Source organism: Nodosilinea sp. AN01ver1 (assembly GCF_050565655.1).
In the GTDB taxonomy this organism is placed as follows: Bacteria; Cyanobacteriota; Cyanobacteriia; order Phormidesmidales; family Phormidesmidaceae; genus Nodosilinea.
Map to the genome: position 1 here is coordinate 135,614 of NZ_JBNXVS010000010.1, position 22,100 is coordinate 157,713.

The window sequence follows — 22,100 nt, forward strand, 5'->3', positions numbered from 1 at the left end:
CCTTAGATGCGGTTTCAGCACCTGTGGCCAGCACCATTATGTTTGGCATTGGCGGCTATGGCCACAGCAGGGTTACCCCTAACCCTGTAACCCCTGCTAGCACAATGGTGACTACGGCCCAGCGATTTAGGGTTTGAATGGGCAGCAGCACGTAGTCTTGCTGCTCGATAGCCCGCAGCGCCAGCCGATGCTGAACCAGCGCTAACCCCAGCAGCACTACCCCCACCCCCACAAAACCGATGCCCATCGGGGTTGAGTTAGCTGGCACCAGCTTGAGAACGGCCTGCTGTCCTAGACGGCGGCCGATCTGCTCAAAGGCAACCCCAAACCCAATCAGGCTCAGGCAGAGGCCAATCCAGGCGTTGAGGGTGCGTTCGGCGGCGGCGCGGTTCCGTTCTCGGGCGAGTTCGTTTGTGGTGCTCACCTGTTCGGGCGGTGGTGCGTCATGCATAGATCTGGGCTGCGGCCCTGTAAATCGTCAGGGAAAAATGGCGGCAGAGCACGGCCTGGGGGCTAGATTTAGCTAATCTGAGAGTACAGTACTCTAGTTGAGTTTTTGCGGCTTTATTCAGGCCGGTGCTGCCATGAGTGCGTCTAATCGAGGCCCAAACCCCGCCACCGAGTTGGCCAAAGAGCGCAATCGCGCCGCCGAAGAGCGCACGCTGATGGCCTGGATTCGCACCTCACTGGCGCTGATTGGGTTTGGGTTTGGCATTGAGCGCATTGTTGCCGCTATTTACCAAACCCTGGGCGATGCCGTTAACCCTCTGCCCCTGTCGCGAATTTTGGGGCTGTCGTTTGTGGCGCTGGGCACGTTTTCCCTATTGAGTGCCGCCCTCGATCACAACTATCAGCTGCGCCGCATTCAGCGCAACGATCTGGTCTATCGATCGCGGCGTTCTCCAGCCCTGGTGGTGGCCTACATTCTCGCGGGGCTGGGGGCGATCGCCTTTATCGGTATTTTAATCGGCCCTTTAGTTTCTTGAAAATTAGAGTAAACACGGCTGAGGCCCAGCATTTTTCAGGCTGAGTTAGCTCAGCCATAGCTAAGAGATAGGGCTACTCAAACCCATCAAAACAACTGAATTGTGAGCTAAATATCTAATTTTTCCTAAGTAGAATAAAGCGTTAAATGGCTGTGGTTGGCCAGGGGCAGCATGTAACAATCCTGGTAGATAAGTTTACAAAGTAAAGCCTCTCTTCACGCTTTTTAGGATGAGAGATAGCCTCCACAGGGGTTTAAGATCTTGTGCGAACCCTTGCTAATAAAGGTTAAATGATTCAGGAGACCCGCCGTAATCCATAGGCTTGAGTCTAGGATGATGGGGAAATTTAAAAAACCAGGCGTCACATGGACTCTATCCAAACCCAAGTCATTCTTTTGACAAACAAGATTGACGCCCTGCACCACATGATTGATCAGGTTAACGATCAGGTTTCGGCGCTAATTGCGACCCAGGCCTGTGCCATTACACCCGACGATGCTGGGGCCGGGCGCTTTGCCTACGGCAAGTCCTCTCGGCAGAATCCTGGCCTGCTAGACAGTGTTTGCGAACACAAAGATGTTCTGCTAGACAGCAGTTATTTAGACTTAGATCGCCAAAATACAGAGACTACTTTCTCCCAAGACGTTCAAATTCAGCGGCTGACGGCCCAGCTAACGGCGGCCTACAACCGAATTGCGGCGCTAGAAGAACAGCTGCTGTCTACTCGGGTTCATTAATCTTGAATATAGGGCTCGCCCGCTGACAGGGCGGCTTCGGCCCGCACAAACTCGCGCCCCAGGTAGGCCGCATGGTCTAGATAGGTGATGGGGCAGGGGATATCCGGGTCTTCAAAAATGGCAATGCAGAGTTCTTTGGCCGTGCGGCCGCTGTAGGTGCGGGTAGGCACCCGTTCTACGCTGCCTCGCACAGGCAGGGGTTTGCCCGTGACCGGGTCGCAGGCCAGACCTTTGTCGTTGATGATGTTGGCAAAGTGTTTGGCGCAAATTAGCCCCTGCGCTACATCCAAATAGATCAAGAAGTAGCCGCCGGGGTCTAGCTCGATGTAGCGCTTCGAGAGCTGGTCATCGAGGGCCTGGCGCTGGGCTTTATCAATGGGCTGAGTGCTAGAGGGTAAAGTCATCGCAGGATGGCGCAGCGATCGCGGCCTGTACAGGGTCAAGGCTTTCTATGGTAGCGCGTCAGGCTATCGTCCCAACGCTTTCTCCAGTCGGGAACCGGGCTTAGAGGCGGCTGGCTAAACTGTAGACCGCCTGGGGATTGGCCTTACCTTTCAGCGCCAGCATCCCCAAAAACCGGCAGTCGTAGCTAGAGTCGGCCCCTAGGGCCTGGTAGGTTGCCGCATCCAGCAGAATTTGGCTGTGGGCGGCGCGACTCATCAGCCGTGCCGCCGTGTTGACCGTATCGCCCAGCACGTTAAACTCCCGCCGCCCTCGGGGTTCGCCAATTTCGGCGGCAAACACCTGGCCGTAGGTCAAGCCCATGCGACAGGTAATCGGCAACGGCTGGCCCTGGCAAGTAGGGGCGCGCAAGTTAGCCACTAGATCGCGAATGGCCAGCAGGGTTTCGGCCGCCCGCTGGGGAGCGTCGGTCTCAGGATTGAGCACGCCAAAATGAATCAGCATGTCGGAGCCGATGGAGTGGTAGGTCACCTTTTGCAGAATACCGCGCCGCCGTTCTACCGCCCCGTTGATCAGGGCGAAGGCCTGGGAAAAGCAGCTGACAATGCCGTCGGTATCGTCGGGGTAGTCGGCATCTACCGCCTCGGGCAGGCCCATCAGGTTGACAAAGGCTACCGCCGCCGTCGGAAACGCGGGCGGAATGCGGCGGGCGGCGGCGGTATTGACCAGCAGCTGTAGCACCGATCGCGGCAGGTAGCTGGCCAGCGGCTCCAGGGTTTGCAGGCTGGCCTCAATTTCCTGCATCAGGCCGGGCGCGCTGCGGTCAAACAGCACTGAGCCAGCTGCGCGACGGCGGTTCAGGGTTAGGTCGTATTCGCCCAGGGCTTTAGGGCTGACATCGTCTACCACCAGGCCGCCGCCGCCAGAATTCGGCTCCAGCCGCAGCAGCGAGTTGGCCTGCAGGCGATCGCACCCCGTTGGGCTGAGGCAGACTCGGCCCACGGCTCCGGTTGCCTCGGTTTGCTTAGCTTGCAGCACCGTTTGGCCCAGCAGTACGTGGGCCCGACGCATAGGGGTGCCAATATCAGCCGCCACAAACGGCCCTGGGTGAATGCCCAGCCGCATCTGCAGCGACAGCGGGCCTTGGGTGGTTTCAAGGTTGACAAAGTTGGCCATCGCCCGCTGCATGCGCAGCCCAGCGTAGATAGCCTGGGTCAACTCTGCACTGCCGTTGTCAGACTGGTACGCTTCGTGGCGAAACTGCACCAGCATGGCATCGCCGGTAAACTCCAGCAGATTGCCGCCAGCCTTGCTGATCAGCTCCACCATCTGGGCAAAGTAGCGGTTGATGATGGTCAGCAGAGCCTCGGCTCCGGCTGGCCCAGCGGCGGCGTTGGCCGCAAACAGGGGCGTGAACCCGGCTAGATCGGTGAACAACAGGCTGCCCTGGTGCCAGCGGTGGCGCACCTGTGAACGGCTAGGGGGCCGCTGAGACACATCTCGCGGCACGTAGTCGATGAGCACGTGCTGTAGCGTGCGCAGGTGGTCAAAGACCTTGCCTAAGCTCTGGGCAGAAGGGTCAACCCACAGCGCTGCGTAGAGGTCAGCGGGTACCAGCTCTCGCAGGCTGCGCTCAATGCTCTCCAGTTCTGCCACTGCCCCTGTCCATTACTTGCCCTGCTGCCGCCGCGTTTAGGGTTCCCAGCTACGGGGCGATCGCCCTACTGGGCCGATCTAGCCATCCAGGGCGACTGCGCCAAACCATCGCGCTGGCTAGGGTAACTTGAGGGGCAGTTCGGCATTGATAGCGTCAATCTCCTGCTGTTCTAGCTCGTTAACCTCAGTAATGTAGCGAGTTAGCAGCTTTGCCAACCGCCCATCGTAGAAGCGATGCAGGCTGTAGTTGCCCAGAGCCGGAAAGCCGCGCCGCTTTTTGTGGCGACCCCCAGCCCCCGGATCAAACGAGGTAATGCCGTGGCTGATCGCCCACTCGATCGGCGCATAGTAGCAGGCGTTAAAGTGCAGGTTGTTGAAATCCATGGTGGAGCCCCAGTAGCGACCGTAGAGGCGATCGCCCTTGGTGAGGCAAAACGACATGCCAATCGGGTCGCTGTCGTCGTCACCGTAGGCCGCAAAAAACACCATGCGGTGGCGGTAGTCGTGGTGCAGCAGCGCAAAGAATTTGCGGCTCAGGTATTTACTGCCCCACCAGCCAAACTTGTCGCAGGTGTCGGCATAAAAGTCGTACATCTGGTTGCATAGGGTTTTGCTGATCGCGTCGCCTGTAATAGCTTCCAGGCGCAGGCCCGCCGTCTCCATCGACTTGCGCTCGCGCTTGATGTTGCGGCGCTGGTTGGCATTAAAAATACTTAGATAGTCGTCAAAGTTCTGAAAGCCCTGGTTTTGCCACACGTAGCTGTGGTGCAGCCATTCTGAAAACCCCAGCTGGGTCATAGTGGCCCGCCACTGAGGGTCCACGTAGAGAAAGTGGCAGCCAGAGATGCCGTTGCGATCGCAAAAGTCGTCAATCACCTCTACCATCGCTCGACAAATCACCGCTTCGTCGGCGTCGGGCGAGATTAAAAAGCGGTAGCCCTCTGCCGGGGTAAAGGGCGACATACCCAGCAGCTTGGGGTAATACTCTATCCCCAGCCGCTCGGCCAGGTCGGCCCACTGGTGGTCAAACACAAACTCGCCCCGGCTGTGCCCCTTCAGGTACATGGGGGCTGCCCCCACCAGGGTTTTGCCCTGCCAGAGGGCGAGATGGCAGGGCAGCCAGCCAGAGTTTGCCCCCACGCTGTGCGATCGCTCCATATTGTGCAGCCAGCTCCACTCCAAAAAGGGTGTGGCCAGGGGCATGGCCAGCTCATTCCACACCGCTTCGGGCACCTCTTCAATAGAACGCAGCCAGGTAGCGGTGAGCGACGGCACGGCGGGGTAGCCCATAGGTGGTTAGCCGGTAGGAGACGGTTGGTTATTCTCCAGGGTAAAGGAATTTGCGGTTCTATGCAGGGGCAGCACCCGGTAGTGCAAAAACACCTCATCGCCTACGGTATGGTTCGAAATCAGCCTGAGTCGGGGAGCCAAATCCGCTAAAAAACCGGCCCCCTCTACTGGCGTTGGAGCCGTTGTGCCGCCCAAAATCAGAGGACAGACCGTGATAACTATTTCGTGGACGCAGTGGCAGCGCAGCAGATCGGCGGCCAGCCCCCCGCCCCCCAGTAGCGCCAAACGGTTTGTTCCGGTCTGCCTGAACTGGGCTAAAACCCAGGCCCAATCCCAGGGCTGGGTCTTGTCTTTAGGTATCGGCCAAATGTGGTGAAACTGGTCGGCCTGCCAGCCCTGGGCTCCCGCCGCTGTGGTGACTAAGCCCCTGGGCACCGGCTGCCGAAAATAGCGCAGGTTGGGGTCCAGATTGGCCGAGGGCGACCAGACGATCTGAATAGGCTGCTCGGGCTGGCCCCGCTGCCGTCGCTGGGCCAGTAACTCGGCGTCGCGCACGCTGAGGGTGGTGCCGTAGGCCCGCAGGGTGCCGCCGCCAAACAGCACGCCATCTGCCGCCGCCACCTGTTTCTCTAGATGGGCCAAATCAGCGGCGGATGAAAACCGCGCCGCCCCCCGCTGAACATCGGCGATTTTGCCGTCCAGGCTCATGGCCAGCACCAGGGTGGTATGGGGGATGGCGGGGTCAGACTCGGGGGCGATCGCCAAGGCTACAGGTCAGGCAGGGCCTCTTTAGTTTAGCGAGGGTTGGCCGCCGCCTAGATCCCAGCTGCGGTGGCAAACCCAGCCCTGGTTGGGCGACGATCGCTGGTAAAACCGCATTTCCCACTGGGTGGGCGTTTGGCAGTCGATGGCGGCTTCGGCCTGAGCCACAATGGCATCAATTTGCTTTTGGTCAACACCACAGGCCAGGGGCATATCCAGTGCCTCTTGAATGCGGAGGGGCGTTTTGCGGGTGGGTGACTTGACCGTGCAGGCAAAATTGACCATCACCTGCTTCAGCCAGGGGGCCGTAATCGCCATCCCGCAACCGTCGGGCTTGGTCACTAGCCCGTCCATAGTGACGACCGGGGAGGGGCGTGATTTCAGACCCCGGTTAAAGGCGCGATCGAGACTTTGGGTGTAAACCGGGGCGGCACTGCCCTGCTCCTCAAAGCCCTCAACTAGGGTAAAGCCAGGCACAGAACTCTTAGCTCCGGGGGCTCCTTCAGCATCGCCACTCTGGGCCAGAAACTGCTTGATCTGCTCAGCCAGGGTGCCGGTTGGGCAGACAAAAATAGCAAACTTGGTCATGGTATTCCCAGAGAAACAACGGGCTGGGAAGTACGGTATTGAGCCTGCTCTAGCTAACAAAAGAAAGGCAGACGCTAGGGATAGAGGCAGGCCAACGACTATACCTCTACATAGCAGCTTAGGCTATAACCGGCTAGATGCTGTTAATAGAGCGTTATTGTTTACTTAAGGCTTGGCCGCGAAGTGCTCTTTGAAGTAATTTGCAGAGTGCTCTACGCTATCGGCCCGGCACATCAAAGGCGTTGTCGATGTAGTCTTGCAGCACCAGGTAGCGGCGATCGTCTAACGCCATCTGGCGAGCTGGGTTGGGTGATGCTGGTGGTGCTCCGCCTGCCTGATAGCGGCAGGCCACCAGCGCCACGTCAAAGCGGCAGGTGGCCTCGCCCCACTGGGGATGCTTGAGCAAGTAGAGCTGGGCAGCCTTCCACAGCTTGGCCTGCTTGCTGCGGGTAATCGCCATCAGGCCGTAGGCATCCCAGTTGCCCTGACTGCGCGTTTTGACTTCCACAAAGGCCAGCTGGCCGTCGCGATTGGCAGGCCCCTTGGCCATGACCAAATCGAGTTCGCCCCAGCGGCAGTGCCACTGGCGATCGCACGGTCGCCAGCCCTGGGTTTGCAGCCAGTTGGCCACTAGGGTTTCGCCCAGGGTGCCCAGTTCGGTTTTGCTGAGTTCGGCAGTCATAGCGGCTCCGGCAGATGGCTGTTCTTAGCCTGCCCAAACTGGGGCGATCGCCTATGACCCCTGAGCCATTAAACGCTCAAATCAACGCTAGCGGTAGTTGGTGAACTGCACCGCCACCGGCCAGTCTTCCTGCTTGACCAGCTGCATGGCCTGCTGGAGGTCGTCTTTAGATTTACCCGTCACCCGCACCGCATCGCCCTGGATGGCGGCGGTCACCTTCTTGAGGTTATCGCGAATGAGTTTGGTAATCTGCTTACTCATCTCCTGCTCGATGCCCTTCTTGAGGGTGACCGTCTGCCGCACGCGGGTGCCGCTGGCCGCTTCTACATCGCCGTACTCAAAAATCTTGAGGGACAGATTGCGCTTGGCTGCTTTCTGGTGCAGCAAGTCTTTGACTGCATCCAGGGTCATGTCGCTGGCGGTTTCAATGGTGATGGTGCTGTCGCTCAGCTCAAGGGTGGTTTTAGTATCCTTGAGGTCGTAGCGGCTGGTCACGTCCCGTCGGGTCTGGTCAAGGGCGTTGACCAGCTCCTGGCGATCGAAATCGCTGACGATATCAAAGGAATAGCTAGAAGCCATAGGGCAATGTCGGGTATCTGCGCACCAACAGACTACATCAAGGCCGACCGACAGCTCAAGAAGTAAAGGGTAAAGGTGCTCAGATTGGCGACGGCAAACATCAGCGATCGCCCGATCGGCAGGTTGAAAATGTAGGCCGCTGGGTACAGGGTGCGGGCTACTAGGTAGGCGATCGCGGCCCCCAAAGCCAGCTCCGACTGCTGCTGGGTCACATAGGCCATCAGCGCCGCCGGAGCATACAGAATGATCGACTCAAAAGCGTTCTCGTGGGCCCAGGTGGCTCGCTGGGCGTAGGGGGGCAGCTTGGGCAGCATCGCCCTGGGGGCCGCCTGGTCATAGCCCACCGTAAACCGCCCGTAGCCAACGGCCAAAAACGGGAGGTACACCAGCAGCGCCGCCAGCCCAATGCTGACCAGCAAAAATCCCGGCATGATCAAAACAGATGCCATGAGAACTCAATCGTAATAACGTTTTAGTCGAAGTAGAACAGCGTGACAATTTTGCGCTGATCTTCCGCATCCTGACAGGTTTTAAGCAGGGTGTGGCTGTCGTGAAAGGCAAAACAGACCAGCTGCTGGCAGCGAGAAATAATTTCCTGATTGCACAGGGAGCTGGCATCGGCGAGAGACATGGCGTCGTTGGCCGGGTTTTCAACCAGGTGCATCACCTGCTCCAGCTGATCGCGCGACTCGCGGGGCTGGCGCGCTAAGCTCTGGGGCAAAATGACCGTCAGCAGGTTGGGGTCTGCCTGCATGGCTCCTTTGATGGCCGCAGCATTGGTGCCGGTGGCCCCGGAGGTGATGATGCGGTTACCTCCCAGGGCGAGGGCGTAAGTCATCAGCTCAATCAGCTGCTGGTGCGTGATAGGCACATGGCGCGACCCCAAAATGGCCACCCGCTTAGACCCCGACTGTTGAATAGCCGCGAGTTCCTGCAAAAACGTGTCGACTTTAGCGGATTCGAGCGACGACGCTTCAATGGACTGACTCAAAGGCTGCACCGAATGCGAGAATAACGCGCTAATTGTATCAGAAGGCGAGGGTAAGGCTACAGGGAGCGTCGATCTAGCTTAGCTAGCCGATACGGGCAGCTTTAGATCGAGCAGCTGCAGCAGCCGTTCCATATCGAAGTGAGTAGCAATCAGGTCTTGAATACAGCGCACCTTAATGGGTTCGTGCAGGCGCACCTGGCCAAACAGTTCGTCGATGCGCTCGACCGTTGAAAGGGTGTCAGAGTCAACCGAGACGATGGGCACCTCCAGGTCAGAGGCGCGCTCTAAAATCTCTGGCGAGGGGGGAATCTGACCCGTTAGCACCAGGCACTGGGTAGAGGTTTCCAGGGCGGCAAACTGGATGTCGGTGCGATCGCCGCCGGTCACCACCGCCATATTGGTCGCTTTGCGGAAATACCGCAGGGCTGAGTTGACGTTCATGGCCCCGATAGTTAGCGTTTCGACCATCAAGTCGAGGCGGTTGGGGCAGCAGAGCACTTCGGCATTGAGGCGAGCCACAATCTCGCGCACGGTTACGCTGCGCATAATCGGCGATCGCGGCAGCAGCGCCAGTACCGGAATCCCCTGGCTTTCTAAAAAAGGACGGGCTAGCTCGGCGCAGGACTCAGCCGCATCGGCAGGGATATCGTTGACAATCACCCCGATCAGGCGGGCTCCCAGCTGAGCTTTGGCTGCCAGCAGGCGATCGACCAGCAGCAGCGAGTCGTAGCGGGTAACCAGCAGCACCGCTGCATCAATTTCGACGGCAATGTGGGCCACCGAGAGACTGAGTAACGTGCCCTCGGTCAAATTCCCCGGCCCTTCCAGTAGCAGCAGATCTTCGCCTCGGCATTCGGTGTAGCTCTGTAGGCTGTAGTGAGTCGGCACCTGGCCGCCGTGAGCGAGGCGATCGGCGACCGCCGTTTCAGTCAGCGAAATAGACGGTGGATAAAACCGAGCAGCTGACAGCTTCAGGGTTTTAACAATAAAGTCTAGGTCGGGGTCAGCGTCATTGCCGCCAATAGAGCTGCCCATGGGTTTACCAAACCCAATATCCATGCCCGCCGCCTGCAGCTGGAGCCCAACGCCCAGTAGCACCGCCGATTTGCCGCTGTAGGACTCGGTTGAACCAATCACTAAACGCTTTGCTGAACTGGGCTTTGCTAAACTGGGCACGCTGCAACTCCTCCGTGGGGCAATGCACTGCTCTTTTACTGCCGGGCGTTGTCACCGTGCAGCAACCCTGCACCACATTGAAATTCCGCAATGTGACGCCAGTAGGCACAGTACCACACTCATTCTGCCACTTAAGCGGATGTAGCGTTCGGCCCTGGCAAAACCCTTTCCCAGCCAGAACTGGGATAGCCTAATCGTCGAGTCGGAGTAGCTTACGGTAAAACCCCTGGGAAAAATCAGCGGCGCGCTTTTGCCGCAGGGCCACAATGACGTCAAACAAAAAGTCAACAAATTCAAAGGTCGCCATGGTGATTTCGTAGCTCAGATCGCTATCGCCATCAAACTGCATGCGACAGCGGGTCAGGTCGGCGGGTAGCACCGAGACATTCCAGGTGGCGACGAAGGCAATGCTGTTGCCTCCTTCAATCTGGCGCTCCCCCTCCAGATTGCCCTGCTTGTAGAGAGAAATGGCGTAGGGCAGCGCATTGCGTTTACTGCCCTGGTAGTAGGGCATATAAACGCTGATATCTTGCTTACCTGCGGGCTGAATTGCCTCAAACGTCATACTCATGGGTCTGGCCTTAGGTCGAGTTTTAACCAACGATTATGCCGGCGTTCATCCGGTTTAGCGGCTTAGGATAGTAAATACCTACCCTGTCTAGTGAACCGATGATTGTTTACACACAGCTAGCATTCCCTAGGATGGTACTGGGTGTATCACCAATATTTTCTTGCAAAATCGGGGATGATAGACCTGGGCCAGGGGCATGCTTGGGGGCAGGTATTCTCTCCAGGCGTGGCAACCTGGCCGTTGCCGTTTTTGTCGTGCTTCACTACCTGAGTTCATGGCTGATCTTCCTGAACGCTTTGCCTCCGAACGCTTTTTCACTCCCCTTGACGAGCTAGAAATCGAAGATTTTCCGGGCTTTTCTGGTCGTCGGTCGAAGGCTGCCCTCACCCTAAGCTTGTTGTGGGGGGTCACGATTGTGCTGCACCTGGTGTCCTGGGGCACCTTGCTGGTGCTGGGGTTGACGGCAATTCTGAGCACCCATGCCCTCCGCATTCTGCTCACTCGGCCCGTGCTGCCGCCAGCCCCGCTGCCTGCAACCGATCACCCTGTTGCTCATTCTGCCTCTGAGGTCGAGGCCTGGGAAACTTGGCCCTACGTCTCGCTGCTGGTGGCCGCCAAAAACGAAGAAACCGTCATCGAACCTCTGGTTACCGCCCTGTGTCAGCTCGACTACCCCGCCTGCCGGTATGAGGTATGGATTGTTGACGACCACAGCACTGATGGTACGGCCCGTCGCCTGCAAGCTCTCCGCGATCGCTATCCTCAGCTGCGGGTGCTGCGCCGTAGTGCCGGGGCCAGCGGCGGCAAGTCAGGAGCGCTCAACCAGGTTTGGCCCGACACTAAAGGCGACATCATCGGTGTTTTTGACGCCGATGCGCGGGTACCCAAAGACCTGCTGCGCCACGTTGTGCCGATGTTCGATCAGCCTGATGTGGGGGCAGTGCAGGTGCAGAAAGCGATTGTTAACCGAGCCAAAAACCTCTGGACTCGGGGGCAGCAGGCCGAGATGGCGCTTGACAGCTACTTTCAGCAGCAGCGAATTAGCCTGGGCGGCATTGGCGAACTGCGGGGCAACGGTCAGTTTGTGCGGCGGACAGCCCTGGCCCAGTGCGGCGGCTGGAACGAAGAAACCATTACCGACGACCTCGACTTAACCCTGCGCCTGCACTTTGGCGGCTGGGAGATTCAGTTTTTACTGCACCCGGCTGTGGGCGAGGAAGGGGTCGAGCGACCCCTGGGCCTGTGGCACCAGCGCAATCGCTGGGCCGAAGGGGGCTACCAGCGCTACCTCGACTACTGGCGACTGATTGCTCAGCATCGCTTGGCACCATCTAAAACCTTCGATATGGCTGCGTTTTGGATGATCCAGTACGGGTTGCCCACGGTGGCGTTGCCCGACTTTGTGATGGCGCTGCTGCGGCACCGGCTACCGCTGTTTCTGCCAGTCTCTAGCCTGGCCCTGACCCTGTCGATGGTAGGCATGTTTTGCGGACTGCGGCGCACCCGGCAGCAGTCGATATGGGTGAGCGGTCTACAAACACTGTGGGGCAACCTTTACATGCTGCACTGGCTGCTGGTGATTGCTACGATGACAATGCGGTTATCGGTACGGCCCAAGCGGCTGCGCTGGGTTAAAACCACTCACCTGGGCAACGAAGACGATATTCAAGTTGATCTGCCCTAAGCTAGCTCCCGGAGTATTCTGCGATCGCACGCTATGCCCTGGTTCGTTAAAATTGAGAAAGGTGTTGTCAACAAAGCCGTCTTTGATCAGTTTGTGCCCGCCCACGTAGCCTACGTCAAAGACCTCATCGCCCAGGGCCATGCCGCCAAGAGCGGTTACTGGGCCGAATTTTGGGGTGGTATGCTGTTGTTTCAGGCCAGTTCATTAGACGAAGCCCGCGCCATTGTAGCCGCCGACCCGCTGATTCAAAACCACTGCGTCGAGTACGAGCTGCATGAATGGCGGGTGGTCGTGGAGTAGGAGGAAAAGCTGTGGCCGATTCTAGCGACGGGTACAAGATAGTCAGCGACAACCGCCAGGCTCGCCACGAGTACGAAATTTTAGAAACCTACGAGGCTGGCCTTGAACTGATGGGTTCAGAGGTCAAATCGATTCGTCAGGGCAAAGTCAACCTGCGCGACGGCTACGCCTCAATCAGAGATGGAGAGCTATGGCTGCACAACGTGCATATTTCTCCCTACACCATGACTAACAAGGCCTACAACCACGATGCCAAGCGCACGCGCAAGCTCCTGCTGCACCGCGATGAAATTCGCAAGCTGATCGGCAAAGTCGAGCAGAAGGGTTTAACTCTGGTGCCGCTCAAACTCTATCTCCAGCGGGGCTGGGTGAAGGCCACTATTGCTCTAGCCAAGGGCAAAAAACTCCACGACAAGCGCGAAAGCCTCAAGCGCAAGCAGGAAGGCCGCGAAACCGCACGGGCTCTAAGTGGAAGGGATTAAACAGGTTTTTACGGCTTGCTGCCTAGGAAAAGACGAGGAATGACCTGGGTCAGCGGGTGTTATTCAATACTCACGCCACTGAAGGTTTCAGCTTTTTTCCCGATGCGGGCTGGAGCCGCTTTTTCGAGCTGTCGGGCCTGCTGGCGGTGTTGCTGAAAATGGCTCAACCAGGCTTCTGGGGCATTCATGGTTTCGCCGCCGTGCTTGGTTAGTCGCTTGCGCACCTGACACAGCACCGGAGTGTTGACGCAGGCCCCCGACACAATCACCTGGCCTTTAGTTAGCGAAGGCAATTCTTTCAGCAAGTCGCGCCCGGCGGCCTCAACGCCGTACTTGAGGCTGTCCTGGTCAACGGGGTTGACGATACGCATCAGAAACTGGCTCATACACTGGCTCAGCACGTCGGAGTCGAGCTTGCCGGGGCGCTGGGTGATCAGGCCGACCCCCATGCCAAACTTGCGGCCTTCGCTGAGAATGGTGCGCAAGATTTGCTTGCAGCGGGCTGGCTCGTGGGCGGGGGCAAAGCGGTGGGCCTCTTCGATCAAAATGAACACCGGATAGGGCAGGTAGTTTTCGTCCTCGGCGGTGATTTTGTCTTTGGCGGTGTTCATGCGGGCCTGGTAGCTCTGGCGCAGCACGGCTGCACAGATTACCTGCTGCTCTTCCTGGCTAATCTCGTTCATCTGCAGTACCGTAACCTGCCCAGGGGCAAAGAGATCTTTGGGGGCTAGGTGCTGCACCCGATGAAAGTAGTCCGATCGCTCCAGTTTGCCCAGCTTCCACTCCAGGGCCGGGGCTGAGGAGCCGGTTTTCTCGTTACCCTCGTCGTCTGTGGTGCGGTCTGATTCGTAGCAGGCGGAGATCAGATCCTGCACATCCCAGCGGTGCTCGCCAAACTTGTGCTTGCCCAGCAGGGTAAAGGCTTTGTTGAGAATGGCCTGCTGGCGATCGCTCATATCCGGCAGCAGGGTGAGAATGTCGTAGTAGTCGAGCGACGACATGCGAATGCGAATGTCGTCTGGGGTAAGAATTTTAACCTCGGGGCTGTAGCCGTCATCGCTGGCAAAGCTGGAGTGGCCGCGCATGTCGGTCAGCGTGCCATATTCGCCGTGGGGGTCAAAGATGAGCACCGCCGCCCGGTTGTAGGGGCTGAGCAGCTCTTCGATCAGTACCCCTGCGGTGTACGATTTACCAGACCCAGTACCAGCCAAAATTGCCATATGGGTACTGACCAACTCTTTTACGTCGAGGGCTACAGGCACCCGGCCACCGGGGCGCAGCAGCAGCGAGCCAATGTGGGCCGAGCCCACATCCTGAGGCTGCTTCTTGTTGATAATTTGGCGCAGGCTGTCATCGTCAGCCAGGGTAACTTTGGTCCCAGGATTAGGCGAGACTCTAGGGTTCATAAACCCCAGGGCGGGGTGAAAGTGGCCTACCACATCGACGGTGACTTCATAGATTTCGGGGTTGGGGTGGGCAAAGCCAACCAGGGCTGCGATCGCCTCTGGGTCGATGTCGGGGTCGGCAAAAATGCGATCGGGCAGGTGATCAATCAGGCGACGGTCAGAGATCTTGCCTAAAATTTGAGCGTTGGGCGTGTCGGTCAGATCGACGGTGTAGTAGACAAACTCGCCAATTTTGACCTGGTTGTTATTGGCGGTAATAAACACGTACTGATTGCCGTTTTCCCCCGGTCCTTTAACGGTGCCGATAACTGGAGACGTTGACGTCTTTGGTGACCGTGCCATAGAAACCCCGCTAGAGAACCTGCTGCCAGTTTAGCTAGAGAACGCGCCCTGGTTCAGACTTCATTAATACTAATGTCCTGTTGGTAATTAAGGTAGGGGCTGCGTTATTCGTTTGTAAAGAATACATAAGGCAGCTTTAAGCTGAGTCGACGCGGACACGGAGATTGCGGATCTTTAATGTGATGACGGCAGAAAAATTGGCGAATTCACGGATACTGCCTGGCGGAGGAGTAGATAGGCTAAGGATAGTCGGAGGCGAGGTCAGGGAAGCCTCGCCTCGCCCCCGGCTCAGGAGGTCAGGAACCCGTTGTTCGATGGTTGCCCATGGCATCTGAAAATTCCCCCGTATTGTTCCAGGCTCGTCCCTACGAGGGGAGCGCGCCTACCTCATCCAGTCTTGCCGACGGGCGGGAGACATGGCCCCTGATTCACGCTCTGGCGGCCACTTTGAACGATCCCAACCCCCTGCCCGCCCTAGCTGAGGTATTGGGTAGCCATTTGGGGGCCGGAGCCTGTCTCTTGCTCTGCCACTACCCCAGTGCCAACGACTTGATCTATACCTGCTGGCACCAGGGCGCGGCTCCGACCAGTCGCTGCCTGGGCACCGCTGAGGCCGGGTCGCCGCTAGACTGGCAGCGTCGAGTGGCCCTGGGGCTAATTCAGCAGACGGTTGAGCCAGCGGTCGGAGGCGATCGCCTGCGATGGCAGCAGGGCCTGGCGGCGCTGCTGCGCGAGGAGAACGACCCCCCTGCCTGGCTGCGAGCCGTTGCCGCTTGCACCGCAATTGCCGTAGACGGTTCAGGGTTACAGGGGGCAATGCTGCTGCTGGGGCCTAACGGATTAGCAATTGAGCCAACGGTGCAGGCCAACCTGGCCAGCCTGGGGGCGATCGCCTTTCATCAGCACTATTTGCAGGGGCAGGCGGTGCGCCATAGCGAGCAGCTGCGCTACCTCAACTATCTCAAAGAAGACTTTCTCAGCACCCTCAACCACGAGCTGCGCACGCCGCTCACCAGCATGATGCTGGCCATTCGCATGCTGCGCCGCCCCGACCTCACGCCTGAGCGGGCGGCCATGTACCTGGATATTTTGGAGCAGCAGTGCAGCCGCGAAATTAACTTGGTGAACGATCTGCTGATGCTGCAAACGCTGGAGTCTAAAGCGTCAGCCGCCGTTCATCAAGCCACTGATCTGGGGCAACTCCTCACTGAACTGGCCGAGCAGTCTCAAGCAAAACTCCAGCAGGCCCGGCTGACTCTAGATTTGCAGCTGCCGCCTGAGCCTGTTGTGCTGTCTACAGACCCACAACAACTGAGCAAAGTGCTGGGCGAACTGTTGGACAATGCCTCCAAATACTCGGCTCCGCAAACGACTGTCACCCTCTCACTCTCAGACGCTCGGCCTCAAAATGGACGGGTAGCCCTGCAAATGAGCAACCTGGGGGTGGCCATTGAGGCGGACGATTTGCCCCACATCTTTGACAAGTTTCGGCGGGGCCACAGCGCCACCAAAGATGGCATTGCGGGCACCGGCACTGGGCTAGCGCTGGTGCGTGGTTTGGTAGAGCAGCTTAAGGGCACTATAAAGGTGTCGAGCCAGCCCAGCGCATCCCAGCTCTGGCAGACCTGCTTTACCCTCGAGGTCTAGCGCTATGACAAATTTACGCCAAATTTGTTGGGCCCTGAGTCGAGCCAAAATTTACGAGGGCAACACCGCATCAGCAAAATTTGCTGGTATTCTGGGCACAGGCGTGGTGGCCTGGCCAAACTACACCGTTATCGGCTGGTTTTAACCCATGACTGCGAACGTTCCTGACACCACTAACCTTGAAGCGCTATCTCTGGGCGCTGGCGATACCGCTGTCGCAGACATAGAGTCTGGAGCAGCAGCTGGGCTAGACTTGGGGCTGGATATTGGCACCCCCCAGGCCGCAGGGGTGACGATTCAGACTGAGAAGCTGGAAGGTCAGCAGCGACGTATTCTCGCCTTCACCGATATTCCCTTCACCGCCGAACAGGTGTGGCAAATACTGACCGACTACGACAACCTGTCAAGCTTTATTCCTAACCTGTCCTTGAGTCAGCGGCTCAACCACCCCGAGGGTGGGATTCGGCTAGAGCAAATTGGCTCTCAGTGTTTCCTTAACATCAAGTTTTGCGCCCGCGTTGTGCTGGATATGGTCGAAGCCTTTCCCAAAGAGCTGCGCTTTTCAATGGTAGAGGGCGACTTTCGCCAGTTTGAAGGACGCTGGACGCTGGAGCCCGTGGTGGACGCTCGGGGAGAAACTGTGCGTTTGGGCTATGACCTGGTCATTCGGCCGCCCCGCGCCATGCCGGTGGCGCTGATCGAGCGGCACATTCGCCACGACCTGACCCGCAATCTGAAAGCGATCAGCGATCGCACTGCCATTGTCTTTGGCACTTAACCGCAGGCTTGCTGCCCGAGCCTGAATGGTCTGGGCTACTTCTGCAATGCCAAACTATAGCGATTGAAGAAGGGACGTTGCTGAATTAAGGCATGAACTTGAGTGAGGGCAAACGGCCGTTTGCCCCTACAAGAGACGTTTATTTTTTGGTTCATACCTGTATTCAGCAAACCCGAAGATTGGGCGCTCTAGGACGAGAGCGGCTCTTTCCAGGCGTGCCATTTTAGCCGCTCGGGGTCGCGCCCGCCCTCAGCATAGTAGACCGCCATACGAATGACGTAGAGGTAATTTTTGCTGGTTTTGTGGCGTTCCCGCTCATTGGCCTCAACCAAGTGCTGAAAGAGATCTTCGGCAGCTTTACCCACCAGGTCGCGCTGAGACCGGATACCCAGGCGGGCAAAGTCGCGAGCAAAGGTTTTGCCAATGCCGGGAATATCGGTGAGGTCAGACGTCATGGCTGTGCCAGAGGCTCCAGCCGCTCGGCAATAACAGCGTAGAAGGGGTCGCCGCCGGGCATACCCAGCATTTGCAGAATGGCGGGAACGCTGGGGGTATGAGTCACGACCTCGGGGGTGCTAAAACCTGGCACCGAGCCAAAGTAGCTCTTGACCAGGTTGACCCGTCGAGTTTCGCTGCCGTCGCGCCAGGCGGCAATCGCTTTCTGGTAAAACATCCGGTTCGAGAAGCTGACAATGGCAATGCCACCTGGTTTGAGAATGCGATAGATTTCGCCAAACACCGCCTCGGGCTGCTGTAGGTACTGCACCGACACCGTGTTCAGCACCGCGTCGAAGGATTGATCGTCTAGCGGCAGCTTTGGGTTTTCGTTCAGGTTTTGCACAAAGTAGTGGTCGAGGCGAGGGTTTTTGGCCAGTTCTTCGGCATTCATGCCGTGGCCTTCGACCCACTCAAAGGTCATGTCCTTGGGCAGATGGGATACCCAGCTGCTCATCATGTCGAAAATGCGGCTGTTGGGCGTCAGGCGATCGCGGTACAGATCGGTGAGCTGCTGAATAAAGCTGTCGTCTACGTGGGTGACAAAGCGGGGCGCATCGTAGAAAAAAGTATCGCTGGACTCGTCGAGTTTGGTGCGCTGGTTAGGCTGAAGCAACATAGTGAGAGAAACTTAGGGGCTGCTCTCAGTGTAAATAAAGATTAAGCCAGAGGCTACGGCGGCGCTCTTTGGAGCGATCGCCTTAAGGTTCGCCCCGCATCACCGGAGGCTGCCATTCGCTAAAGCCTTCCATGTGACCCCAGTAAGCCCGAAAGCCGATGATCGCCCAGATCAGCGCCGCCACCAGCAGCACCACGGCTCCTACCGTGCGCCAGGTTCTGTTGTTACGCAGGTACACCAGGGTGGGGGCGGCTAATACCCCGCCCAGCCCGGTGATAATAAAGCCCAGTCCCGCCACCAGCGGCTGTTGGGTTTGCCCCAGATTGATAATCCGCGCCCCCACGACAATTGAGGTGAGGCCCGCAAAGAAGCCATAAACGGTCAGCGAGAGCAAATCCCAGCCCTGGGCGATCGCGATCGCCGCCGCTATGTATAGCCCGCCAAACAGCACCGTGGTTTCGCCAAAGGAAATGTTGAAGCTGCCGGGCACGGGCCAGGTCAGCGTCATGTGCAGACCAGTGACGAGGGCGATCGCCCCCACCAGCCCAAAGCCCGGTATCCATCGCTTCAGGTTGGCCCCATCCAGCCCCCGGTAGACAAAGTCGGCCAGCAGCACCAGGCCCGCGACCATATTGATCAGCATGAGGGTGATGTAGTCGATAAACATTGGGGCAGATTGAACGCAATGCTCTTTATCCTATCGATCGATGGGACAGGGGTACAGAGGTGCGATCGCCTCCACCGATTGCCGCTCTTGGTAACTCTCTCGTACAGTCAACCCTGAAAATCTGGCCAAGCGCCTACAGCAGAAGCAGCAAACCCGATATCGCAGGAAGCAGTTTGGCACACTCGGCCACAAATTTAGTCGTTTCAGATAACCCTGCGGTGGTGCCTTTCAGGATTTTCATGGCTGTTTTAGCAGCTTTTTTCATGGCACCATCTTCAGGATTTTGACCAGCCTCTGCCAACACCTGAACTTGTGATAATGCCTCGGCTTTATCCTCAGGTTCAAGGGTTGGCTCGGCTTCGATCGCGGCTTGAAGCTGCTTTAGCAAAGACTTTAGTTCGGCTTTTTCTACGGAGTTATCTGGGATCTGGCCAATGGAGTTGGTGACGTTGCCGCTGATGGTACCAAGATTCATGACGCCAGTCATATCGCCTCCCACAATACCGCTGACGCTACCGATGTCGCCGCCTGCATTAATATTGATTGAGCTTTTTTCGGTCACGGTATCCCCCAAGCTGTATAAGGTTTCCACGTAAAACTTGTCGCTTTTGATCGCTGTCGTCACCATATTTTCGAGACTGCGAATGCGCTCGTCTTTTTCTGCCATTCCTGCTAGTAGGGATTGTAAGTCGGCGTAGGGCATGGCCGACATTTTTCGATACGTCGCAAAGTACTCAGTGCTGAGCATAGAGCGATCGGCAACTCCTTTAACTTTCGCTTGCAACCGCACTTTGTCTTCTCCTCGCCCTTCCAAGGCAACGACTTCTAAGTCGGCTTCAGGATGATGTTCTGCTAGTTGTTTGAGAGCGACTGCCGCTGCCGTTGGGTCAATGCCTTCGTGGTGAAATAAATCTAGCGTTTTGAACTGCTGTGCGACAATCCGCAGATCAACATTTTGAGTTTGATAAAGATTGAGGGTTTTGATAATTGGTGCAATGAAATCAGCAAAATCGCCCGACTGAAAGTTCTCGTTGCGATTATCAGGTTTGCGGCAAGGGTCAGGATCTGCTTTGGTTGGCAACTGCATGTAAACGTAGTCGCATTTCACTCCTTCAAAATTGGTATCGGTTGAAATGCTCCAGTCTTGAATAATGGCCCCAGTCAGGCTAGCACCGCTCAAGTTTGCGCCGTAAAGCTGCGTCTGTACAAGCTTTGCTCGATCAAGATTAGCACCTTCTAATGTTGCTTCGCTGAGCTTGGTGCCAATGAAGCTGGCATCTGCTAAGTTGGCCCCCTGCAAATTGAGGCCACGTAAGTCCATATGATCAAAATTTTGATCTTGCCCGTTTAGGGTAACGACTAACTGACGAATTTTAGGATTCTCAAGATAAGTATCATCTGTACGCGCTTGAGCTAAGTTCTGAGCTTGAAACCAGCGGGTGCGGGTTAGGTTTGCCTCTCGGAAGTCGGTTTGTCTCAAGTCAGCTTGGGTAAAATCTGCGTTTGTTAGATTAGACACCCTGAAACTAGTTCCGCCATAGTTACTAATAGCAATAGCAATTCTACGAATCAAGCCATATTTAAGATTTCCTAAAATTGCTTGTGTACCGATGTAGAAACTTAGGCCAACTAAAGCGATCGTAATTGGAACTGCACCTATTACTGCTAATCTGATTGTTTGAGCATCGTATATATCTCCCACGACTCCTGCTTTTATGCCTGCTACTGAAGCAAGTGGTACAGCCAGCATAATGACTGCCCAAATCTTCCTGTCGGAAAGAATTTGTGCGATTGAAACTGCAATGGCTCCAGGAACCATTCCAGAAATTCCGACTGCGATTCCCACTGCGTAAAAGATTATGCCTGCTTTGGTATTGTTATCTCCCGGTAAAGCTGCTAAAACAGTTAAAGCAAGAACTACAATAATTGCAAACGATGACAGAGCTGCGCCAAGTCCTCGTCGAATGGCGACCACTATAAACAGAATAAATAAGCTTAGCCCGAAGGTAAGTGCCAGAAATTTATTTGCTAAAAATTCAATTCGTGGCAGCCATGCGCCCATAAATGTCCCAGAGTAGCCGATGACGAAGTTATAAAGTATCGATAACACTATTAGGCTGAGCTTAAGACCTAAATCCCACACTGGGTTTAGCCCGGCCTTTGCATGTCTTAACTTAGCATCTAATAAAATGGCATCTGAGAAATCGATTCCTTTAATCTCAGCATCATCGAAGTCTGATGTCGATAAATCCTGCCCTTTAAAGTTTTGCTTTCGCAGCTTCTGGCGTCTGAAGTTGGGAATCATGGAAACAGAAAAAATAGGCTTGGACCAAATGAAGAATGTACTTCAAGTCATCAGTTTTTGCCTGCCGGAGGTGGCGGCGGAGGCAGAATCCTATCGCCAATGACTAAAGGGCCGGGTCCTGTCCCAGATCCTGTCATAAGGTCGGTGCATTCACGTAAGCCGGGATCGAAGAATAATTTACTACCCTTTGCTGGTACTCCTTCCAACGGATGAACTGGGCAACTAAGCCATTCCTTGTAAATTGAATCAAACCCATTTTCAGAATAAAACCAACTCACATCTTGATTGAATAGCGTTAACGATTGAGCTGCCGCCAGCCGAACTTCTATAACTTCGGCTTGGTCGTTTACAATACCAAGCAAATTGTCTATTACTCTTTGATCTGCTGACCCTGTTAGGCCAAGCGCAAAGGCACTAGATTCTTGAGCCAGGTTGTTGTTTGAGGTCAAATTTTCAAGCAACACATTAAGAAAGGGATCAATATGAAGCAGGTTTATGGCAGCCACCCTGCTTTTAGATTGTGCATTATCTTTGTCGTTCGGATTTCCTAGTTGCTCCACTAGGTCAGGAATGGCGGCTTTTGCTTTTGGACCAATCGCTCCTAGAGTGTCCATAGTGGCCTCTGAAACAGGGAAAACACCGGCCCCTGAATCCACAGCGTTGTCAGCCAAAAGCGGAATCAGGACTGGAACCGCCTCCTCTGCATCAGGCCCTATATTGCCTAGGGCTTCAACACCGCTATAACGGTCATCTACATTTGCAGACTTTAAAAGCGTTATGAGAGCGGGGACTACTTCTTCTTCAACAGCTCCTATCCTGCCCAGTGCGTTTGCCGCAGCGCTGCGATCCTCCTGATGTTGAGACTCTAGGAGCGAAATCAGCGTAGGAACTGCCTCCTTTGCATCAGCTCCTATTCCACCGAGCGCGTTTGCCGCAGCGTTGCGATCTTGTTGAT

Annotated in this window: 26 protein-coding genes; 8 read left to right on the forward strand and 18 right to left on the reverse strand. The window is 56.4% G+C overall.

Annotation, left to right across the window (positions count from 1 at the left end):
- Window positions 1-55: 55 nt before the first annotated feature.
- Window positions 56-451, reverse strand: a complete 396-nt coding sequence (locus tag ACQ4N7_RS10950) for a YidH family protein (protein WP_430711635.1) — start codon at window positions 449-451, stop codon at window positions 56-58.
- A 133-nt stretch (window positions 452-584) separates the two neighbouring features.
- Between ACQ4N7_RS10950 and ACQ4N7_RS10955 the strand changes: the two genes are divergently transcribed.
- Window positions 585-986 (forward strand): YidH family protein, encoded by a 402-nt coding sequence (locus tag ACQ4N7_RS10955; protein ID WP_430711636.1) that lies wholly within the window; start codon window positions 585-587, stop codon window positions 984-986.
- Window positions 987-1,351: 365 nt separating this feature from the next.
- Entirely contained in the window at window positions 1,352-1,723 is a 372-nt protein-coding gene (locus ACQ4N7_RS10960; RefSeq protein ID WP_430711637.1) for a hypothetical protein, read from the forward strand.
- On the opposite strand, the gene ACQ4N7_RS10965 is transcribed toward ACQ4N7_RS10960, so the two are convergent.
- From ACQ4N7_RS10965 to ebsA, 11 genes are all read right to left on the reverse strand, one after another.
- A complete protein-coding gene (locus ACQ4N7_RS10965; RefSeq protein ID WP_430711663.1) occupies window positions 1,720-2,127 on the reverse strand; it encodes a DUF4346 domain-containing protein in 408 nt (135 codons plus the stop codon). The two genes, ACQ4N7_RS10960 and ACQ4N7_RS10965, sit on opposite strands and share 4 nt — an antisense overlap.
- 100 nt (window positions 2,128-2,227) lie before the next feature.
- Entirely contained in the window at window positions 2,228-3,781 is a 1,554-nt protein-coding gene (locus tag ACQ4N7_RS10970; protein ID WP_430711638.1) for an adenylate/guanylate cyclase domain-containing protein, read from the reverse strand.
- 117 nt (window positions 3,782-3,898) lie between these two features.
- Entirely contained in the window at window positions 3,899-5,071 is a 1,173-nt protein-coding gene (locus tag ACQ4N7_RS10975) for a GNAT family N-acetyltransferase (protein WP_430711639.1), read from the reverse strand.
- Window positions 5,072-5,077: 6 nt separating this feature from the next.
- Window positions 5,078-5,836 (reverse strand): RibD family protein, encoded by a 759-nt coding sequence (locus ACQ4N7_RS10980; RefSeq protein ID WP_430711640.1) that lies wholly within the window; start codon window positions 5,834-5,836, stop codon window positions 5,078-5,080.
- Window positions 5,837-5,860: 24 nt separating this feature from the next.
- Window positions 5,861-6,421, reverse strand: coding sequence for a hypothetical protein (locus ACQ4N7_RS10985; RefSeq protein ID WP_430711641.1), 561 nt, complete (start codon window positions 6,419-6,421; stop codon window positions 5,861-5,863).
- A gap of 217 nt (window positions 6,422-6,638) precedes the next feature.
- Window positions 6,639-7,103 (reverse strand): YraN family protein, encoded by a 465-nt coding sequence (locus ACQ4N7_RS10990; protein ID WP_430711642.1) that lies wholly within the window; start codon window positions 7,101-7,103, stop codon window positions 6,639-6,641.
- Window positions 7,104-7,190: 87 nt separating this feature from the next.
- Window positions 7,191-7,682 (reverse strand): YajQ family cyclic di-GMP-binding protein, encoded by a 492-nt coding sequence (locus ACQ4N7_RS10995; protein WP_106868924.1) that lies wholly within the window; start codon window positions 7,680-7,682, stop codon window positions 7,191-7,193.
- A 32-nt stretch (window positions 7,683-7,714) separates the two neighbouring features.
- Window positions 7,715-8,131, reverse strand: coding sequence for an MAPEG family protein (locus ACQ4N7_RS11000; RefSeq protein ID WP_430711643.1), 417 nt, complete (start codon window positions 8,129-8,131; stop codon window positions 7,715-7,717).
- Window positions 8,132-8,154: 23 nt separating this feature from the next.
- Window positions 8,155-8,682, reverse strand: coding sequence for a DNA recombination-mediator protein A (locus ACQ4N7_RS11005; RefSeq protein WP_430711644.1), 528 nt, complete (start codon window positions 8,680-8,682; stop codon window positions 8,155-8,157).
- A gap of 69 nt (window positions 8,683-8,751) precedes the next feature.
- Window positions 8,752-9,849 carry a phosphotransacetylase family protein gene (locus tag ACQ4N7_RS11010; protein WP_430711645.1) on the reverse strand — a complete coding sequence of 366 codons (1,098 nt, stop codon included), beginning with the start codon at window positions 9,847-9,849 and terminating at the stop codon, window positions 8,752-8,754.
- Between the two features lie 190 nt (window positions 9,850-10,039).
- The gene (gene ebsA / locus ACQ4N7_RS11015; RefSeq protein WP_430711664.1) at window positions 10,040-10,414 is read right to left on the reverse strand and encodes a type IV pilus biogenesis protein EbsA; all 375 of its coding nucleotides are present in this window, start codon (window positions 10,412-10,414) and stop codon (window positions 10,040-10,042) included.
- Between the two features lie 280 nt (window positions 10,415-10,694).
- Between ebsA and ACQ4N7_RS11020 the strand changes: the two genes are divergently transcribed.
- The 3 genes from ACQ4N7_RS11020 to smpB are packed head-to-tail and all read left to right on the forward strand — an operon-like array spanning window position 10,695 to window position 12,886.
- Window positions 10,695-12,104 (forward strand): glycosyltransferase, encoded by a 1,410-nt coding sequence (locus ACQ4N7_RS11020; RefSeq protein ID WP_430711646.1) that lies wholly within the window; start codon window positions 10,695-10,697, stop codon window positions 12,102-12,104.
- A 33-nt stretch (window positions 12,105-12,137) separates the two neighbouring features.
- Window positions 12,138-12,404 carry a YciI family protein gene (locus ACQ4N7_RS11025; RefSeq protein ID WP_430711647.1) on the forward strand — a complete coding sequence of 89 codons (267 nt, stop codon included), beginning with the start codon at window positions 12,138-12,140 and terminating at the stop codon, window positions 12,402-12,404.
- Between the two features lie 11 nt (window positions 12,405-12,415).
- Entirely contained in the window at window positions 12,416-12,886 is a 471-nt protein-coding gene (gene smpB, locus ACQ4N7_RS11030) for an SsrA-binding protein SmpB (RefSeq protein WP_430711648.1), read from the forward strand.
- 59 nt (window positions 12,887-12,945) lie between these two features.
- Here the strand turns inward: smpB and ACQ4N7_RS11035 are convergent, their stop codons facing one another.
- Window positions 12,946-14,634 (reverse strand): ATP-binding protein, encoded by a 1,689-nt coding sequence (locus tag ACQ4N7_RS11035; RefSeq protein WP_430711649.1) that lies wholly within the window; start codon window positions 14,632-14,634, stop codon window positions 12,946-12,948.
- Between the two features lie 324 nt (window positions 14,635-14,958).
- Here ACQ4N7_RS11035 and ACQ4N7_RS11040 point away from each other — a divergent pair, with 324 nt between their 5' ends.
- From ACQ4N7_RS11040 to ACQ4N7_RS11050, 3 genes are read left to right on the forward strand one after another with little or no spacing between them, the layout of a single operon-like run.
- Window positions 14,959-16,281: a sensor histidine kinase gene (locus tag ACQ4N7_RS11040; RefSeq protein ID WP_430711650.1), complete on the forward strand. Its 1,323-nt coding sequence runs from the start codon at window positions 14,959-14,961 to the stop codon at window positions 16,279-16,281.
- A gap of 4 nt (window positions 16,282-16,285) precedes the next feature.
- Window positions 16,286-16,426 (forward strand): hypothetical protein, encoded by a 141-nt coding sequence (locus tag ACQ4N7_RS11045; protein ID WP_194052265.1) that lies wholly within the window; start codon window positions 16,286-16,288, stop codon window positions 16,424-16,426.
- A 3-nt stretch (window positions 16,427-16,429) separates the two neighbouring features.
- Window positions 16,430-17,059: an SRPBCC family protein gene (locus ACQ4N7_RS11050; RefSeq protein ID WP_430711651.1), complete on the forward strand. Its 630-nt coding sequence runs from the start codon at window positions 16,430-16,432 to the stop codon at window positions 17,057-17,059.
- 188 nt (window positions 17,060-17,247) lie between these two features.
- Here ACQ4N7_RS11050 and ACQ4N7_RS11055 read toward each other — a convergent pair whose 3' ends face one another.
- From ACQ4N7_RS11055 to ACQ4N7_RS11075, 5 genes are all read right to left on the reverse strand, one after another.
- Window positions 17,248-17,514, reverse strand: coding sequence for a helix-hairpin-helix domain-containing protein (locus ACQ4N7_RS11055; protein WP_430711652.1), 267 nt, complete (start codon window positions 17,512-17,514; stop codon window positions 17,248-17,250).
- Complete coding sequence (locus ACQ4N7_RS11060; RefSeq protein WP_430711653.1) at window positions 17,511-18,173, reverse strand: class I SAM-dependent methyltransferase; 663 nt, start codon at window positions 18,171-18,173, stop codon at window positions 17,511-17,513. The genes ACQ4N7_RS11055 and ACQ4N7_RS11060 overlap by 4 nt, the downstream gene beginning before the upstream one ends.
- An 82-nt stretch (window positions 18,174-18,255) precedes the next feature.
- A complete protein-coding gene (locus ACQ4N7_RS11065; protein ID WP_430711655.1) occupies window positions 18,256-18,840 on the reverse strand; it encodes a DUF981 family protein in 585 nt (194 codons plus the stop codon).
- 133 nt (window positions 18,841-18,973) lie between these two features.
- Entirely contained in the window at window positions 18,974-21,145 is a 2,172-nt protein-coding gene (locus tag ACQ4N7_RS11070; RefSeq protein WP_430711656.1) for a pentapeptide repeat-containing protein, read from the reverse strand.
- Window positions 21,146-21,195: 50 nt separating this feature from the next.
- The coding region (locus tag ACQ4N7_RS11075) for a HEAT repeat domain-containing protein (RefSeq protein WP_430711657.1) at window positions 21,196-22,100 on the reverse strand (905 nt) is incomplete at its 5' end.